This is a genomic window from Pseudomonas sp. MS646 (assembly GCF_036693845.1).
Classification (GTDB): domain Bacteria; phylum Pseudomonadota; class Gammaproteobacteria; order Pseudomonadales; family Pseudomonadaceae; genus Aquipseudomonas; species Aquipseudomonas chlororaphis_E.
Window position 1 is genome coordinate 5,339,219 of sequence record NZ_CP144763.1, and the last position, 17,478, is coordinate 5,356,696.

Below are 17,478 nucleotides of genomic sequence, written 5' to 3' on the forward strand. Positions count from 1 at the left end.
CCTCGTCCTGCCTGACTTGGCCTCATCGCGAACACTCGATCAACACTTCAAGCCAACAGCATCCGCCGCAGCTCGTCACAATCGCGCGCATGCCAGTCGGTCAGTTCCGGCCACGGGTTGTCCGGTAGGTTCACCAGCACCGTCCGCGCCCCCGCCGCACGACCACAGTCCAGGTCGAAGCGGTAATCACCGACCATCACCATTGTCTCGGGGGCCACGTCCCAGGCCTGCGCCAGCTTCAACAGGCCACCGGGATGCGGCTTGGGCGGCGCCTCGTCGCGGCCCAGTACATCGGCCACGTCGAAACAGTCGGCCAGGCCGATGGCCTCCAAAGTGACGTGGGCCAGCTCGCGGGCGTTGCGGGTCAGGATTCCCAGGCGGTCACCGCGTCCTGCCAACTCGCGCACCAGCTCGACCGCCCCCGGCGCCGGCCTGGAGCCCAGCGCCAGATCGCGCTCGTGCTCCAGCAGCCAGGCGTGCTTGGCCGCGGCCTCATCGGCCGGCAGGGCCGCCAGGTGGGTGAGGATGTCGTCTTCGGGCGGGATCGCCAGGGCCACCCGGATCGCCGCGAAATCATGCACGGCGATGGTCAGCGTGCCGTCCATGTCGAAGACCCAGTGACGGACATCGGCCAGGCTCATGCCCAGTCCTTGCGATGGCGAATCAGCCCTTCCTGGGTGACCGACGCCACCAGTTGCCCGGCGCGGTTGAACACGCTGCCCCGGGAAAACCCGCGGGAGTTGCCGGCCCACGGGCTGTCCATGGCGTAGAGCAACCAATCGTCGGCCCGCAGGTCGGCGTGGAACCACAAGGCATGGTCGAGGCTGGCGACCTGCATGTCCTTCTGCCAGACCGACTTGCCATGGGGCAGCATCGAGGTGGTCAAGAGGCCGAAGTCCGAGGCATAGGCCAGCAGGTACTTGTGCAAGGCCGGCGAATCCGCCAGGGCGCCATCGGCGCGAAACCACACGTACTTGATCGGGTCGGCCGGCTGCGGGTTGTAAGGATCCTTTTCCGTGACCGGGCGCACTTCGATCGGCTTGGGGCACAACAGCTTTTCGCGCATGTGCTCAGGCAACAGGTGCGCGCGCTGCTGGGTCAGTTCCAACTCGGACGGCAGGTTTTCCGGCCCGACCACCTGCGGCATGCTGCTCTGGTGCTCGAAGCCCAGCTCGTCGTACTGGAACGAGGCGCTGCAGGTGAAGATCGGATGGCCCTTCTGGATCGCCGTGACCCGACGGGTGCTGAAGCTGCCGCCGTCACGCACCCGGTCCACCTGGTAGACCACCGGCAAGGCCGCATCACCGGGGCGCAGGAAATAGCCGTGCATCGAATGGACGTGACGGGCCTCTTCCACGGTCTGGCTGGCCGCCGACAATGATTGGCCCAGCACCTGGCCGCCGAACAACTGGCGAAACCCCAGGTCCTGGCTGCGACCGCGAAACAGGTTTTCTTCGATCGGTTCCAGGGTCAGCAGGTCGACCAGATCTTCCAACACGTGGCTCATTCAGACTTTCCTCACACAGCGCAATACCGCGCAGTCTGTGCTGCGGCGGTGGATCGATTGTTGGCCCGGGCCATTGGGCGGGCATTGTAAACGTCCGTGTTGGCTAACCGTGAAGGGTCTGCAACCACTGCTCACGATTGATGCGATAGAGCACATGGTGACGCAACGGATGGCCGACTGCGAGTGTTGGGTGTTCGAAGTCGTCCGCCGGGTCATGCTGCATGCCGATGGCCTGCATGACCTTCTGCGACGGCAGGTTGTCGACGGCGGTGAACGCCACCACTTCCTCCAGCCCCAAGGCATCGAAGGCACACCGCAGCGCGGTCCACGCGGCTTCGCTGGCATACCCCAGGCCCCAGTGCTCGCGGGCCAGGCGCCAGCCGATCTCGATCGCCGGGGTGAACGGTGCGTCGAAGCCGACCACGCCAAGGCCGGTGAAGCCGACGAAGGCGCCGGTGTCCTTGCGCTCCAACGCCCACAAACCGAAACCGTGCTCGGCAAAATGCCCGCGCACGCGCCCGATCAGCGCGGCGCTTTCCAGGCGGCTCAGCGGCGCAGGGAAATAACGCATCACCTGCGGGTCCGCGCACATGGCGGCAAATTCCGGCAAGTCGTCGTCACGCCACTGGCGCAAGACCAGCCGCGCGCTTTCCAATTCGAGTATCGGCTCCATCTTCACTCCCTCTCCATGCCCTGAGTCTACATCGCTGGTAGGATCCGTCACTTAAATCACCTTTGAAAAACACCATGCCGTTGCCGCTGATCTACCACGAAGACTACAGCCCCGAATTCCCGGCGGAACACCGTTTCCCCATGGACAAGTTTCGCCTGTTGCGCGATCACCTCGTCGACAGCGGGCTGACCCGCGACGCCGACCTGCTGCGCCCTTCACTGTGTCCGCCGGACATCCTCGCCCTGGCCCATGACCGTGCCTATATCGAACGCTACATGGGGGGCGAGTTGTCCCGCGAGGACCAACGGCGCCTTGGCCTGCCCTGGAGTGACGCCCTGGCCCGCCGAACGGTTCGCGCCGTGGGCGGCTCGCTGCTGGCCGCCGAACAGGCCCTTGAGCACGGCCTGGCCTGTCACCTGGCCGGCGGCACCCACCATGCCCACTACGACCACCCGGCCGGCTTCTGCATTTTCAACGACCTGGCCGTGATCAGCCGCTATTTCCTGGCCAGCGGCCGGGTCTCGCGGGTGCTGATCTTCGACTGCGATGTGCACCAGGGCGACGGCACCGCGCGAATACTTCATGACACTCCCGACGCAGTGACAGTTTCCCTGCACTGCGAAAAGAATTTTCCGGCACGCAAGGCACAAAGCGACTGGGACATTCCACTGCCCATGGGCATGGGCGACGCCGCCTACCTGGAGGTGGTGGACGACGCCCTCAACTACCTGTTGCCCCTGTACCAGCCGGACCTGGTGCTGTACGACGCTGGCGTCGATGTGCACAAGGACGACGCCCTCGGTTACCTGAAGCTGACAGACGAAGGCCTCGCCGACCGCGACGAACGGGTCATGCGCCATTGCCTGGGGCGCGACATCCCGGTGGTCGGCGTGATCGGCGGCGGCTACAGCAAGGATCGCCAGGCCCTGGCCCGCCGCCACGGGATCCTGCACCACAGCGCACAAAAGGTCTGGACGTCATCAGGTTGTCATTGAAACCAGGGCGCGTTACCCACAATGCCTGTGGAGCGGCCTGTGGATAACCTGAGCGAAACGACTTGCAGGCCATGCCGGACATGGCCTGCAGAGCCCTGAGTGTTTTTTGAGCACCTACACCGGCATCTCCCGCTCCCACAGGATTTGCGTGCTGATAGAATGCCGCGCCTACTCACTTCTTTGTCAGCGCCCATCATGACCTCGACCGGCCCATCCACCCCTCCAAACGTCACCATCATCGGTGGCGGCCCCGCCGGCCTGATGGCCGCCGAGGTATTGAGCCAGGCCGGGATCCAGGTCGATGTGTACGACGCCATGCCCTCCGTGGGTCGCAAATTCCTGCTGGCCGGTGTCGGCGGCATGAACATCACCCACTCCGAAGCCTTTCCGGCGTTCCTGTCTCGCTACGGCGAGCGCGCGGCGAACCTCGCACCGTTGCTGCGCAGCTTCGGTGCCGATGAGTTGTGCCGCTGGATCCATGAGCTGGGCATCGACACCTTTGTCGGCAGCTCCGGCCGGGTCTTTCCCACCGACATGAAAGCCGCCCCGCTGCTGCGGGCCTGGCTCAAGCGCCTGCGCGACGGCGGCGTGGCGATCCACACGCGCCATCGCTGGCTCGGCTGGAACGCCGACGGCAGCCTGAAGATCGCCTCGCCGGCAGGCGAACACGCCGTGCGCCCCGCCGCGACGCTGCTGGCGCTGGGTGGCGGCAGTTGGTCGCGCCTGGGCTCCGACGGCGCGTGGATGCTGCCCCTGGAACAACGTGGCGTCACCCTGGCACCGCTGCAACCGAGTAACTGCGGCTTCGACGTCCAGGCCTGGAGCGAACTGCTGGTCAGCAAGTTCGCCGGTGCGCCGCTGAAGAACGTCGCCCTGGGCCTGGACGACGAGGTGCCGCGCCTCGGTGAATGCGTGATCACCGCCACCGGCATCGAGGGCAGCCTGGTCTATGCCTTGTCGGCATCGATTCGCGAGGCCATCAACCAACACGGCAGCGCTACGCTCCATCTGGACCTGCTGCCCGGCCGGCCTGTGGACAAAGTCCTCCAGGCCCTCGGCAAGCCACGCGGCTCACGCTCGATGGCCAAGCATCTGCACAGCCAGTTGGGCCTGGATGGGGTCAAGGCCGCGCTGCTGCGCGAACTCACCCCCGCCGACGCCTTCGCCGACCCAGCACGGCTCGCCCAGGCAATCAAGGCCCTGCCCATCACCCTGGTCAAGCCTCGTCCGCTGGATGAAGCCATCAGCAGTGCCGGCGGCGTGGTGTTCAGCGGCCTGGACGAGAACCTGATGCTGAGGTCCGTTCCAGGGGTCTTCGTTGCAGGGGAAATGCTCGATTGGGAAGCGCCGACCGGCGGCTACCTGCTCACGGCATGCTTTGCGACAGGCTACCGTGCGGGGCTGGGCGTGCTGGATTGGCTCAGGAAGGGCACGGCATCCTGAGCCACTCGTTCACGCCGGGCAGGCCAGGCCTGGCAGCCTAGCCGACTGAAACAGCCTTGAGCAGCGCGGTCATTGCCGTTCGGCTTTGCACCGCATCGAAGTTGCTCTTTACATACTGCGCCCCACTCTGCCCCATCTTGTTGCGCAGAGGCTCATTGCGCATCAGGTCGGCAATGATGACTGAAAGTTGATGGCCATTGTTCGGCTCAAACACCATCCCGGCTTTCGCATCCTTGACGATCTCGGCAGCCTCTCCTTCGACACCGCACAACACGGGGCGACCGCAGGCCATGTAATCGAGCAGCTTCGTAGGGATGGCGCCCCTGAACAACGGAATGTCCTTCAAGGTGACGAGGCATACATCGGCGGCGTTGATGAAACCCCGCCCTTCGTGCTTGGACACCGGAGGCAGGATCAATACGTTATCGATGTTCAGCTCGGCAATCCGCTGCTCAAGGTAGGGCCGCTTCATGCCGTCACCGATCAACAGGAACAGCGTGTTTTCATCCTGGCACTGCACGGCGGCATCAATGACCACATCCAGGTTATTGGCTTCGCCCATGGCGCCGAAGTACAGGACGATATTGCGCCCCTCCCAACCGAAGTTGCGACGCACCACACTTCCAGCTTCGGCGTCCGGATAGAGCATCTGGGTATCGACACCACAGGTAATGACTTCCAGCTTGCTCGCAGGCCAGCCGCGCGCATGGATGTCATTGCGAATCCCCTGGGTCAGGGTGACGATGCGTTGCGCCTTGTCATAGAGCAACCGCTCCATCCAGGACATGATGGAAATGAGCAACCGATTGCGCAGGATCCCCATCTGCACGGCAGACTCCGGCCACAGGTCCCGGACCTCGAATACCAGCGGTATACCTCGCAGCTTGCACACCACCCACACGGGAAGCATGGGGAAGATAGGGGGTGAGGAGGCCAGCACGACATCCGGTCTTTCGGCCCTCAGAAGACCAAAGGGCGCTGTCACGGAGAATGAAAGGAAACTGATCAACCGCCCCAGATAACTGCGATGCAATTCACTGTAGGTGTAGGTACGAATGATCTTAACCAGGCCTTCTTTTTCCTTGAGGATCAGCCGCCGGTACCAAGGGAGTACGGGTGTGTCGCGCTGCATGTAACCGGTTTGCCCGGACACCACCGTCACGCTATGGCCCTCAGCCGCCAGATGCTGGGTCAGTTCGTACACCAGCGAATGCCCCGGAGACGAGTGCCCCTGATAGTACTGATAAACCACTGCGACTTTCATTTGAACGCCTTGTACAGTTGCTTGAGCCGCTCGCCTTCCTGCTGCCAGCTCAGCGCCTGGCGAACCACGGTGAGTTGCTCACGCCAGTGCTGCAGCCTTTGTCCATCGGCAAAAAAAGTCTCGATCATGCCGGCGATCGCCCGGGGCGTCGAAAGATCGCCCACGCAGCCGATCCGGTTTCCCTCCACCAGGCGGCGAAGTTCGGGCAGGTCGCTGGCCAGGATCGGCAGCCCCGCCGCCATGAATTCGAACAGTTTGTTCGGCGTGCAGTAATAGTTGTTCAAGCAGATCGGCTGGTAGGGGATGACACCCGCATCGGCCGAGGCCGTTATTGCAAGCAGATCCGCTTGGGCCACCGCCGGATGCAGGTGCACCCGTGCCGCCAGTCCCTTGCGCTCGACCAGGCGCTGCAGACCCGTGGCAAGCTGACCGTCTCCCAGCAGGACCAGATGGATTGCGTCGCGGGGCAACAATGCCATGGCCTCGACCAGTTCAGGCAGATTGCGCCCGGCGGAAAAACCGCCCTGGAACAACAACACGCGATGTTCGCGGGGAATGCCAAAGCGCTCGTGCAAGTACCAGGAACGCTCGGTTTGCGGCTGGATACGCTCGGCATTGTGGATAACGGCCACTTCAGCCACCCCATAACGCGCCTCCAGCTCGCGGGCGATGGAGGGGTTGACGGTAATCACGCGATCACAGGCCTGTATATGCCGACGCTCGACCTGGGCCCAACTGGCGCGCTGTCCCCGAGAGAACTCCTGCTCGCTGTAGAGCTCATGGCTGTCGTAGACCAGGCGCGCCTCGAACGCTTCGGACAACGTGCGCCCCACCGCCAGCATCGGCAGATCGTGAGCCACCACCACCTGAGCCTTGTGTTGAAGCCCATCGGCCAGGAACAGGTTCAGGTAGAAACGCTCATGATCGACCAGGAAGCGCCAGGCAAGGGATTTCATGGCACGCATCAGGCGACCGTTCATCGGTAGATGCCGGCGCATCAGGCCATAGGCCTCAAGCACCCGATTTTCCTTGCGTGCAGTCGACTCGGTCTGGGCACCGATGCGCCGTACGCGGCGGTCATCCGTCCCCATGAGTTCATCCGCCGGCATGGCCAGGATCGTGACGTCCCAACCGTCCTCTTCCAGGCTGTCTGCCTGGAGAAGGATTCTTCGGTCAATCTGTCTGTCGTTACAGAGCATCAAGACCCGCGGGGCATTCGGCATGATTTCAGATACCACCCGGTTGCAGGTCTCCATCGATAAAGTTGCGATGCCAGAGCTCCATGCACAGCAACCCCCAGACGACCCGTCCGAACTCGCTTTCGCTGTTCAATGCCTTCTCGACGGATTGCGCGTTGTACAACCCGCGCGAGCGGGCTCGCTCGGACAGCAGCGTGTCGCGAACGAAATCGCGGGCAACGCCCTTGGTCCATTGCGTCAATGGCGTCGGGAAGCCCATCTTGTCCTTGCGCTCGAAAATGCTCTGCGGCACCGCGTTGCGTACGGACTCCTTGAACAGATGCTTCATGCGCCCGCCAGCAAACTTGATGTTCGGCGGAATGGTCGCCATGAACTCCACGATGCGGTGATCCAGCAGCGGCACGCGCGACTCGATGGAGGCGGCCATGCTCGTGCGATCCTCAACGTGAAGCAACGCCGGCAGGGAGCCCTTGAGGTCGAAGTAGGTCATCTGGTTGACCAGGGAATGCAGGCCTTCGCGATTGAAGATTTTCTGATAGGACTCGAACGGCGAGTAGCCCTTGTCGAAGGCATCCGGGTTGAACAGGTGCGACATGCCTTCACTGCGATCGATCAAGCGGAAATAGCGCTGGTCGGTCGAGGCGAACAGCCCTTCGCGCCATAGCCCCTGCAACATTGGCTGGTAAGTCTTGAGCAACGACAGGTTGGGGATGATCGATTCCAGCGAAACGGCATAGCGATGCTGGTTCGCCGTTTCATTGATCGCACCGGACAAGCACTTCTCCAGGTAGGCCGCCATGTAGCGGGCATACCCTACGAACAGCTCGTCACCGCCCTGCCCGCCCAGTACGACCTTGACCTGTTCGCCAGCCAGGCGCGAAACGTAATACTGTGGAATCAGGCCTGGGCCGGCAAGCGGCTCATCCATGAAGTGCATCAGCTTGGGGAGCAGGTCGGCCAGCTCGCTGCCCGGGATGTACACCTCGTTGTAGTCGGTACCGGCGAACGCCGATACAGCCTTGGCGTGCCCCGTCTCATCGAACTGCGGGCCTTCATGGAAAGCCCCGGTGAATGTCTTGAGCTGCTCGCCACCCAACATCCTCGACGCCAGGCACACGACTGCGCTGGAATCCAGGCCGCCGGACAAGTGCGCGCCCAACGGCACATCGGAGCGCAAGTGCATGCGCACCGAGTCTTCGATCAGGGCCGCGAGGTTATCGACGAAGTAACGCTCGTCATGGCGCTCGTCGATGTTGTATTGCAGATCCCAGTACTGGGAAGTCTTGATCTTGAGCTGGCTGCCCTCATACCAGGCGCTGAGGTGATAACCCGGCTCAAGCTTCTGGACACCTTTGAACAGCGTCTTCTCGTTCAGGCAAAACTGGAACGTCAGGTAATCCTGCAAACCGTCCGAATTGGACTCCGCCTTCAGGGAGCCATCGGCAAAGAGTGCCTTGATCTCGGAGGCGAACCCGAGTTTCTGGCCATCGAAATGGTAGTAGAACGGCTTGATGCCAATCCGATCCCGAGCGCAGAAAAGACGTTGTTCGAGGCGGTCCCAGATGGCAAAGGCAAACATGCCGATCAGGCGATCGACACAACGCTCGCCCCACTCGCGGAAGGCGTACAGCAACACTTCCGTGTCCGAGTAGTTGTGCAACGGGTGACCTCGACCGATAAGCTCGCGGCGCAACTCCAGGTAGTTGTAGATGGCGCCGTTGAAAACGATCGTGTAACGACCGTCCTCGGTGGTCATCGGCTGCTTGCCGTGTTCCGGGTCGATAATTGCCAGGCGCCGATGTCCCAGCGCCACAGGCCGAGCAGGATCAAGCCAGGTGCCCTCGCCATCGGGGCCACGGTGACGAATGGCGTCCATCATCTTCATGACGGAGCCACGCATCGACTCTGGCGTTCCTGAAACCGCTACGATCCCTGCAATCCCACACATAAAAAACCATCCTGCCCTAAACAAACAATAACTGACGCGTCGTTCAAACTTTCTAAGAAGTCAGCCCGTAACCCGTTGATAGATATTCAGCAACTTTTCACCTTCCACGTCCCAATTGATCGCTTCCCGGGCTTTCTTCGCCCCGTCTTTCAGCGCCGCCATTTTCGCTGAGTCGCCGAACAATTGGTTGACCGCACTTGCAATGGCCTCGGCAGAATTCAAGTCCGCCAGCAAACCGTTGCCATAAGTAGCGACGATATCGTGAAGGAACGGCAAGTCGTTACTGATGAAAGGCAACTCGGCGACCGCAAACTCGAACAACTTGTTGGGGCTGCAGAAGTAATTATTCTCGTCGACGCCATGGTAGGGAATGATGCCCAGGTCGGCGTCGCAGGTCAGTTCGTGCAGATCATCCGACGGCACCCCGCCATAAAAGAACACCCGATCTCCGAGGTTTCGCTCCATGACCAGTTTTTTCAAGGTGTCCTCGAATGCACCGTATCCCACAAGCACGAGATAAGTGTTGGCGGCAAAGTTGGCCGCCGCCTCGACGATGCGCTCAATGCCCCGATTGTCGGAGATCCAGCCCTGGTACAGCAGAATGTTGTCATCGGGCGCAAGACCGAAGCGCTCGCGCAGCAAGGACGTCGACGCCACCGGCACCTTGGGCGCCGCGTTCATGATGACGTGCGGGGCCGTGACGGCGTAGCGCTCGGCCATCAGCTTGGCAATGTACGGGTTGACGGTAATCGCTGCATCGACCTGTTTGATCAGCCGCGATTCCTTTTTCTTGTACTTTCTCTGGGTGGCCTCGGGCAGTTGCACCTGGGCGTAGTACAGTTCGTGGGCATCGTAGATCAGCGGAACCTTGCGCATCTTCGCCAATTCGACGGCCGGCGCCAGCATGGGAAAGTCATGCACGTGCAGCACATCGACCTGGTATTCCGTCATTCGATCGAGAATGAACTGCTCGAAGCTGTTCAAGCTCGCCACACGGTTGGCCCAGGCCCGGAACAAGCGCCAGGCCCGGTTATAAGTGCTCGAGCCTGGTTGCAGGTTATAGCGACGTGCCAGGGCTGAAAACCGCGAATCGCCCCAATCGAACATGAACCGCTCGATCTTTATGCCATTGTGCGAGTAAGACTCGCGCTGCGGACATTCGAAACCCGCCAACAACGTCACTTGGTGGCCCTGCTCAACTAATGTCTGGGCTTCCTGCAGAATCCGCCGATCGATCATCAAATGATCGGCTGTTGTCATCAAAATATTCATGCGCCGTTGCAATCCCGATTCATTGACACTGGGTCAAGTTCAACTTGCTGGTCAAGTTGCCGGCATCGTAACTGGCAACGCCAATTTGCCCGCCCTGCTCGACGCCATGCGCTTCAATACCGTTGTAATAGATGGTTGGCGAGTCGGCCTCTTCAAAGAAGTACATGCCGTACTTCAAGCCATCCCACGCTTTCCCGGTATTGTCCTTGAACGTGAACACCGGCTCCTGGCTTGCCGCAACGAGCTTGTCCGATGCATTGAAGCAATAGGCATCCCAACTGTTCGGGGTTTCCACGAAGAGCACAGGCTTGTCATTGACGTGGACAACACCCAATGTGTAGATCCCACTGTCCGGGTTCAACACCACAGTGCTCGGTCCCACGCCGCCATCGGCCTTCAGTTCGGCCGCCTTGATCGTATTGTTCCCGTTGACCGTGGAGGTGTAGACGATCGTGTCGCGCCCATTGTGCTTGAACACAACCGGGTCAAGGGCACTGTCGCCCAACAGTTTCTTGGGGGTCTCCCAACGCAGGCCATTGGTGCTGGTGGAACGATAGATCGCCGAGTAGGAGGCCGAACCATCTTCGGTCACGGAAAAGAACAGCTCATAGCGGGTTGCACCGTTTACCAGGTTCTTCCTGACAAACGGAAAAGCGTAGGCGCCTTTGAATGGAAGCAGCTTTTCGTCGAAGATGTTGCCCTGCTTGACGTAGTCGGTGTCGTTCTGCGCGGTGGCCAGCTTGATCCTCCAGCGATGATCGTCGCCATACCCGGAGTACAGCATTGCGTTCGCATCGCCGACCTTGAAGACCGAAGGGTATTCGACATGCAGGGAGTCTTCCGACCCCGGCTGGACACGCACGACCGGCTCGCTGCTCCAGTTAAAGACACCACCGAACAGCAAGTTGTTTTTCCATGCATACCCCAAACCGGCTACTGCCACGACGGCAGCCGAAGCAAGTATCACGGCACGGCTCTTAGAGTTACTCACTTGCACACCCTTAAAATAAACGACGAATAAAGGAAATCCTGTACAGCAACCAGGCTGTGGCAAAAGCACAGAGGGTCGTCAGCACGAAGGTCAATGGCACTTCTATCAATGGCCTCATCAACGAGGGAGAGACCTTGGCGTATTGCGAGCGCAACAATTCCATGAAAATCGGATGGAGGATGTAGACCAGCAGCGTCAGCGGAGCCAGCCGCTTGAGCCCGGGAATCCTGACTTTTTGCGCGACTTGCAGGCTCAACCCCCAGACACCGATGGACATGGCGAAAACCGTCGGGCTGAAATAGCTGAAGAAGTACAGCTTCCACGTGTAGGCACTGCCAAAACCGTAGGCCAGCGCGAAGGTTCCGACCACCGTGACCAGGTAACCCAACCAGGCGATCATCGCGTAAGGCAGGTTGGGTCGAAACTTGTACAGGTAATACCCCAGCAGGAAGTAACTGATATACGACCAGGAGAAGCTACCGCCATTGGGCGTGTACGTGCGGGAAAACGTGCTCCAGGCAAAGGTCACCATGGTCAGGGTGCACGTGGCGATGACCGCGTTGCGCAGGTCTTTCTCTTGCATGTTGACCACGGCCTGGGACAGCGGTGGCGCGATCAGGTAAAGCCCGATGATCAGGTAGAAGAAGTGCAAGTGGTAATACGGCTGCCCCAGGACAATGGCTCTCAAGAACGCGGTCCAGACAAAGGCCTGCTGGAAATACTTCATCCATAGGGCATAGATCACCGAAGAGATGAACAGCACAGCCAGCATGCGCGGCACGCGGGAGGTCAGAATATGGCGATAGGTTGTCTTGGCATTGCCGAGGATCAGCACAGCGCTCAGCATCACGAACACCGGCACGCACCAGTGAGTTAACGAGCTGACGGCGTCACCGAGAAACCAGGCCCACATGCTCAATTCGCCCTGCATGTAGATCGGCCGCGCGGAAACGTGCAGCAGCACTACGGCCAGGCAAGCGACCACCCGCACAAAATCCAGGTTCGAATCATGCGCCCGCACGGGCGAACCTGTTATGACTTGATTCATTGAACGAAAGCATCCCTGTTGAATTATTTGTAAGTCAGCACGCTGATGGACATCTAGCGCTTGCGGTTTTCCATCGAGGCCGAGTACACGTTCGCGATTTCCTGGGCAATGCTGGCGCTGGAGAACTTCAGCTCGGTCACTTTACGGATGACCCGACTGTTGAAGGTTTCCCGTTGGCGAGCCATCGTCAGCATCCCCTGGGTCAATTCATCAACGCTCATCCCCACGACATGCCCCAGCTGTGAATGCGAAACGATCTCGGCAGGGCCGCCGCAGCGAGTGGTGAGCACCGGCCTGCCGCAACTCATGGCTTCGATCGCCACCACGCCAAACGTCTCGCTTTCACTGGAGATCACCAGGAAATCGCATTCACGGTAGTAATCGACCAATTGCGTGCGGCTGGCGCGTCCGGAGAACTCCACGGCGTGCCCGATGCCAAAGCTGTCCACCAGGGCTTGGGCGTCCTCGAGTCCTTCCCCGCTGCCCGCCAGGCGCAGGCGCAGGCGCGGTTCCGACTGGAGTGCTACGGCGAAGGCTTCCAGCAGTACCGGGACTCGCTTGACGGGCACGAAGTGACCGACCCACAACAAATGGATCAATTCGTCGCGCGTGACCGCTTGTTCGCCAAACAGCTCGGTATCGACCAGGTTGGCGATCACTTGCGTATGGACACCCGCCTTGAGCTTGACCTCCCGACGCATGTCCGAGAGCAACGCCGAACTGACCGCGATCACCTTGTCAGCCGCGTTCAGGGCCTTTTGCGTCATGCGGCGCAAGTAGCGCGTACGGGTCAAGGTCGTGAAAGGTCCGGTGTGTTCGGTAATGACCAACGGTACGTTCAGCTTGCTGGCCAGGCGGCGACCTGCGGTGCCGTCGGTGTAGGCGGTGTGGGCATGGATCAGTTCGAAATCGAAGTCTGCCCGCAACCACTCGGCCTGGCGTAGCAACCCATGGGAGTAAGTCGTGGCATGGGCCTGGAAAGGCAGCAGTGAACTGACAATATAGGGGAAGCGGATCAGCGGCACGCCTTCATGCTCCTCCCAGCCACTGATTTTCTGGGCCCGGTAGATATTCAGTGCACGCCTGATCGCCTTGGGGTTGACGGTGTTGATCCAGAACGGCTCGCCGCTGACCACGCGGGCGTCGATGCCCTGGGCCCTGAGGGCCTTGACCTGCTCATGGACAAAAATCCCGCCAACCATGTTGTATTCGCGAGGATACATATGCGACAGCACCAGGACCTTGCGTGGCTGGTTCACCTCCCTGTGCAGGCCTTCCCCCAGGCGGATATGCAACGCATCGACCAACATCTGGTATTCGGTTTTCTCCTCCACCAGGCCGTTGATGGTCATGCCCAGGCTCTTGACCTTGGCCTCCAGCATTTCACGCTGGCTTTCCAGGCGCTCGGACAAGTCATTCAAGTGCTGCGTAACACGGTGTTTTTCTGCCAATTCGTGAGAACGCGCCGAAACTTCCATGTTCAGACTTTCCAACTCCAGGCTCAACGTGGTTTTTTCCAGCTCCAGAACTTCGATCCGCTCAACGGCGTTCTGGTATTCAAGCGCGATGATCTGTGCCTGATTGACTTGCGACTCAAGCGCTTCGATCGTTATGGCCAGGTCGTGCTGCCTGAGTTCGAGTTCGCTGTTTTTCTCGATCCAGTGTTCTTTTTGCAGCAGCGCCGAGTCATACAGGCCCTGCAGGCTCTTCAACTGTTGATCACGCGACTGGAGCTCACGCTCGAGGGCATCTCGCCGGGCTTCGAGTTCATTGGCAAGGTGGCTCAGTTGTTCAACCTTGAGCGTGAGTTGCTGAATCTCGAACCGATAGGCTTCACCGTGGTGCCGAGTCCCGTCGAGCTCGGCCTGCAGGTTCGCTATCTGCGAGCAAAGCCGTTCGTTTTCGCTCGCCAGCGCCTCGACACGAACTTCGCCGTTGCTGATCAGTACTTCCTGGGCCGAGGCCCTTTCGCTGAGTTGGGTGTAACGGTCTTCCAACTCGGCGCGCTTGTCCTCGAGTTCATTGGCCAGTGTGTTGACCCTGGCCATCGCCTGGGTCTGCTCGAGCAGCGCTCGTTCTTTTTCCTGAAGCTTGTCCTCAAGGGCCGAGCGCGTAATCTCCAATTGCTCGGTCAGGGCCGAGAATTTGCCTGCCTCTTCGCGCATTTGAGCGACGCTGGGATCATCGCCCAGGCAACAGGCAATGATCTTGCGCTGATCGGCCTCCTCGAACGTCATCTGCAATTGCAAGTCGGCGCTGGGGTGAAGCATGCGCAGGATGCAGCCATGGGGACCGAACGGAACCGGGGCCAGCTGATAGGTCCCGGTCTCATTGTCCCGAGGGCAGCTGACGTAGCGCCCGCGAACGTGATCGTAAACCTCAAGGGATTCCAGTTCGCCCACTTCCACCTGCACCGATTCGGGACGCCGGGGAACCGTGACTATGCCGTAATCGGCGTCGCTCTGGATGCGGTAGACGCTGCGCGGATAATTGAACGGATTGTCCCGCAGGGCCAGACTGGACAATGCGAAACCCGATTCATCGAAGGATGCGTCACTATCGGGCGTGGCCCAGTGGCTTGTCGCCGCCGCGCCGCGCTCGAACAACACCAGAATTTCACTGGTGTCGGGCATCCTGCGCAGCCCTTGCGCCGACTGCATCGCCTGCAACGCCTCGAAACGGCGCTGCACCATCAGGGCGGAGCTCGACCGCTCCACGGGCCCGCGGCGGGTGGAGCAATGGGGGCAGATACCGTCCTCGAATGGGTAATCCAGGCCCGACAAGGCACGCGACGCCTCAACTATCTTGGGGTCTTCAAACGTCCACGACTCACCGGAAAACCGTACGTCCACCGCCGAGAATGCCGGGGCGAACAGCGATATCGCGTCCTCCAGCGTATAGCTGCGCTGATGCAGATGGGCGTGATAACGCGTGCCACACGCCGGGCAGGTGATTTCGGCCGCCTCGAGCAGCTCGCGGTAAGGAACCGCCACCAGGATATAGCGTGCCGATACCCGGGCAATCTCGGCCAGGGCCTGAGCATAGATGGAGTCGGGCAAATGCTCGATCACATCGCTGGAAAGCGTCAGGTCAAAACTGCGGTCGCCAAACGGGATCGCACACAAGTCGGCCACCAGGGCGGGCGCTTGCACACGCTTGACCGCAGCCTCACTGATATCGCAGCCCACTACGTCCCAGCGTGGCACCAGGCGATTGGTCACGGTACCGTTGCCACAACCGGCGTCGAGAATGGTGTTTACCGAATCGGGGATCAGTTCGATCAGATCCTCGGCAACGGCGACCTGCTCGGAAACCGCGTTGCGGCTCCACAGGTCGGCCTGGGCAAAATAACTGATCTCGGAACGCTTACTCATTCAACGGATTCCAGATTGACCCATTCCACCGGGTGCACGACCAAACCGCGCTCCATGCGCACATCCAAAGGCGCCGTCACACGAATGCGGTATTGACGATCATGGACGTCCAGCGGGTGTTCGCCGCTCGCCTGGCTCTCGGTCATGCCATCGAAAATACCCACGGAGATCACGTAGTCCCCCACGCCGACCATCAGCGGGTCGAACTGCGCCTTGACCAGCCCAGTGCGTCGGTCCCGCGTGGACGAAATGAACGGCGACACAACCTGCGCCACGCAGCGCCCGTCCATGCCATAGATGCAAATGATGAACGACATACAGGGGATATCGACCTTGGCACCCCATTTCACGTGGACGTAAAGTGGCTCGCCGAAAGAGAACACGCGCCGTGACTCCTGGTGCCGATCCAGGAAGTCGACGCCGTCGATCCAGGCACTGCCTTCGCCGTATTCAAAATCGGACCGCTCGGCCACGGCCGGCGCATTGTCGGTCGCCGAAGGCACGAAGGAGCTGAGAGCAAAACGCTGGCTGATCATCTGCCCATTCTCGGCAGCCGGCTCCAACGTGCCGATGGTGATGTATTCCAAGCCATCGAATATCTGGCAGTAGACCGTTTCGCCCGCCCCCGTGCCGGTGTGCCGGATGGTCACGGCAAACTCACCCAGCTCGCCCAGCCCCAACGGGACCTTGATGCTGACGGGGGCATGCTTGTATTGCCCGCCACAGTCCTTGAACTCCCGGTAGCTGATCCCTTCGGAGGTCTTGCTTGGCGCCCCCCAGTTCATGTAGCCATGGGCGGTCAACAGGTGCAGCCGTTGGTTACGGTCATCGTCCAGGGCTTCTCCAACCAGCACGTTGTCGATGACTTCACCCTTGTGCTCGAGCGTCATCTCGAACACCGCCAGGGGAGTTGTCGGCGCATCGTCGGCAGCGGAGATGAAACGCAGCACCGACACGCGGTCGACTTCGGTGTCGGTCAGCAATTCACTGACATCCCCACGACTGAGCTTCAGGTTGATCGCCCTCAGGCGCAGCTCTTCCTGCTTGCGGATGGACGCCGCATAGGAGCGGCCGATCTCGATCGGGTCGCCATCGGCGACAATCCTGCCGCGCTCGACCCAAATGGCGCGATCACAGATCATCTGCACGGCGGACATATCGTGGGAAACGAACAAGACGGTAGAACCTTCCGCCGTCAAGGTACGCATCCGCTTGGCGGACTTGCCGGCAAAATACGAGTCACCGGCGCCAAGAATCTCATCGATGATGAGGATTTCCGGGCGTATGGCCGTGGCTGCCGCAAAGGCCAGTCGCGAGTACATGCCGGATGAATAAGTCTTTACCGGCTTATCGATGAATTCCTCGAGCTCAGCGAACTCCAGCACATCGTCAAGCAGTTTCCTGGCACGAGCCCCCGTCACACCCTGGTAGGCGAAAGACGACATGACGTTGGTGCGACCGGTGAACTCGGGGTGGAACCCCGTCCCCAGCTCCATCAACGCCTGGACTTTGCCACGTACCTTGACCGTGCCTTCGGTCGGCTGGATGAGCCCGGCGATCAGCTTGAGCATCGTACTCTTGCCGGCACCGTTGCGCCCCACCAGCCCCACGCGTTCCCCGGGCTTGATCGTCAACGACAGGTTGCGCACCGCCCAGAACTCGTCGTAGGTCGACCGGGCCACGGGAAAACCCAGCGCCTCAACCATACGATGGCGTGGCGAACGGAAAATCCGGTACATCTTGGCGATGGAGGCTAGTTCAATG

Annotated in this window: 13 protein-coding genes; 2 read left to right on the top strand and 11 right to left on the bottom strand. The window is 60.7% G+C overall.

The features are described 5' to 3' along the window. Positions 1–47: 47 nt before the first annotated feature. From V3H56_RS23565 to V3H56_RS23575, 3 genes are all read right to left on the bottom strand, one after another. A complete protein-coding gene (locus tag V3H56_RS23565) occupies positions 48–641 on the bottom strand; it encodes an HAD family hydrolase (RefSeq protein WP_047736315.1) in 594 nt (197 codons plus the stop codon). After that, the gene (gene tesB, locus V3H56_RS23570; protein ID WP_042728438.1) at positions 638–1,507 is read right to left on the bottom strand and encodes an acyl-CoA thioesterase II; all 870 of its coding nucleotides are present in this window, start codon (positions 1,505–1,507) and stop codon (positions 638–640) included. The genes V3H56_RS23565 and tesB overlap by 4 nt, the downstream gene beginning before the upstream one ends. Positions 1,508–1,610: 103 nt before the next feature. Then, positions 1,611–2,180 carry a GNAT family N-acetyltransferase gene (locus V3H56_RS23575; RefSeq protein ID WP_042728439.1) on the bottom strand — a complete coding sequence of 190 codons (570 nt, stop codon included), beginning with the start codon at positions 2,178–2,180 and terminating at the stop codon, positions 1,611–1,613. A 74-nt stretch (positions 2,181–2,254) separates the two neighbouring features. Here V3H56_RS23575 and V3H56_RS23580 point away from each other — a divergent pair, with 74 nt between their 5' ends. Both V3H56_RS23580 and V3H56_RS23585 read left to right on the top strand, forming a co-directional pair. Beyond that, positions 2,255–3,175, top strand: a complete 921-nt coding sequence (locus V3H56_RS23580) for a histone deacetylase (protein WP_047736316.1) — start codon at positions 2,255–2,257, stop codon at positions 3,173–3,175. A 195-nt stretch (positions 3,176–3,370) separates the two neighbouring features. Beyond that, a complete protein-coding gene (locus V3H56_RS23585) occupies positions 3,371–4,618 on the top strand; it encodes a TIGR03862 family flavoprotein (RefSeq protein WP_338473920.1) in 1,248 nt (415 codons plus the stop codon). A 37-nt stretch (positions 4,619–4,655) separates the two neighbouring features. Here V3H56_RS23585 and V3H56_RS23590 read toward each other — a convergent pair whose 3' ends face one another. From V3H56_RS23590 to V3H56_RS23625, 8 genes are all read right to left on the bottom strand, one after another. Next, complete coding sequence (locus V3H56_RS23590; RefSeq protein WP_080964295.1) at positions 4,656–5,882, bottom strand: glycosyltransferase family 4 protein; 1,227 nt, start codon at positions 5,880–5,882, stop codon at positions 4,656–4,658. After that, the gene (locus V3H56_RS23595) at positions 5,879–7,105 is read right to left on the bottom strand and encodes a glycosyltransferase family 4 protein (protein WP_161796093.1); all 1,227 of its coding nucleotides are present in this window, start codon (positions 7,103–7,105) and stop codon (positions 5,879–5,881) included. The genes V3H56_RS23590 and V3H56_RS23595 overlap by 4 nt, the downstream gene beginning before the upstream one ends. Positions 7,106–7,109: 4 nt before the next feature. Then, the gene (gene asnB, locus V3H56_RS23600; RefSeq protein ID WP_234407977.1) at positions 7,110–8,981 is read right to left on the bottom strand and encodes an asparagine synthase (glutamine-hydrolyzing); all 1,872 of its coding nucleotides are present in this window, start codon (positions 8,979–8,981) and stop codon (positions 7,110–7,112) included. Between the two features lie 108 nt (positions 8,982–9,089). Further along, positions 9,090–10,313 carry a glycosyltransferase gene (locus V3H56_RS23605; protein ID WP_144419393.1) on the bottom strand — a complete coding sequence of 408 codons (1,224 nt, stop codon included), beginning with the start codon at positions 10,311–10,313 and terminating at the stop codon, positions 9,090–9,092. A gap of 7 nt (positions 10,314–10,320) precedes the next feature. Beyond that, on the bottom strand, positions 10,321–11,292 hold the full coding sequence (locus V3H56_RS23610) for a hypothetical protein (protein WP_144419394.1): 972 nt from the start codon (positions 11,290–11,292) through the stop codon (positions 10,321–10,323). A 10-nt stretch (positions 11,293–11,302) separates the two neighbouring features. After that, positions 11,303–12,340, bottom strand: coding sequence for an acyltransferase family protein (locus V3H56_RS23615; protein ID WP_080922015.1), 1,038 nt, complete (start codon positions 12,338–12,340; stop codon positions 11,303–11,305). A 53-nt stretch (positions 12,341–12,393) separates the two neighbouring features. Beyond that, complete coding sequence (locus V3H56_RS23620) at positions 12,394–15,714, bottom strand: glycosyltransferase (protein WP_338473921.1); 3,321 nt, start codon at positions 15,712–15,714, stop codon at positions 12,394–12,396. Next, complete coding sequence (locus V3H56_RS23625) at positions 15,711–17,420, bottom strand: ATP-binding cassette domain-containing protein (protein ID WP_160310723.1); 1,710 nt, start codon at positions 17,418–17,420, stop codon at positions 15,711–15,713. Before V3H56_RS23625 ends, V3H56_RS23620 begins: the two co-directional genes overlap by 4 nt. Between the last annotated feature and the right edge of the window lie 58 nt (positions 17,421–17,478).